Origin of the sequence: Bacillus hominis (genome assembly GCF_018332515.1) — a bacterium.
Taxonomy (GTDB): domain Bacteria; phylum Bacillota; class Bacilli; order Bacillales; family Bacillaceae_G; genus Bacillus_A; species Bacillus_A hominis.
The window spans coordinates 1-900 of record NZ_BOQD01000422.1; the positions used below are offsets into that span (position 1 = coordinate 1).

Consider the following 900-nt stretch of genomic DNA (forward strand, 5'->3'; position numbering starts at 1 on the left):
GTGATTGAGGACTATCTCAATCACTTTTAATATGTAATTACCTCTTTTTTCCTTTTTAACTAATACTCCACATTACCTTAAACATTTTAATGTGTTTCTAATGGTATTTTCCCAATATCCGAAACATCTTTATGCTCGTATTTTATTACTTTAAAACCTGGTATTCGTAAAGTAATTGTATCAAAACCATAAGGTGGCATTATAGGTCCTTCATACGTAACAATTTGAATTGTTATATCATACTTATCATTAAATTCATCTCGGACAATATCAATAACTCTTGCCGAATCAAAAAGCCTTGATTCACCATAATACGTTTTTGTTGCATTAAGTATCTCTATTCCAATCGCTCTTAGAAATGCTTGCTCCAATATAACTTCGCTACCAACCGTAGGAAGTTTCTTTTTCTCAATTTTAACGACTTTCCAAACGTTATTTTCTTTTTTTAACGTATATAACAGATTTAATCCATCTAATTTGACTACGTGCATATAAGCAATGTTTTCTTTAACATAAATCCTTGGTTCTCTAACCCATGTCCATATATCACCCTGTAATACAGATAAAACTACCTTACCTAAAGGTGAAACTTGTCCTTTATCATTATAAAAAGGGAACTCCCTAAAGAAATAGATATCTTTAACCCCTTTTAAATCAATATCAAAATAATACTGATTAATAAATTCTTGACTCTGTGCTTCTTGCTTTGCAAAAACAGTAGAAGTAGTGATAAAAAATAAAACGCTAAAAATAATACATAAAATTTTTTTCAAATAAGGTCACCTACCTTTTCTCGGTAGGTATTTTCTCCTAACAAAGATAAATACAACACTATAATTTATTTGAGATTGTTATTAATGTAGGATTAAAATAAAGTTTGAACGAAAGGTTTCCTTCATT

Annotated in this window: 1 protein-coding gene; it reads right to left on the minus strand. The window is 29.2% G+C overall.

All coding sequences use genetic code 11. The features are described 5' to 3' along the window. Positions 1–86: 86 nt before the first annotated feature. Positions 87–773, minus strand: a complete 687-nt coding sequence (locus KI356_RS25950) for a DUF3888 domain-containing protein (RefSeq protein ID WP_212936884.1) — start codon at positions 771–773, stop codon at positions 87–89. Positions 774–900 lie beyond the last annotated feature (127 nt).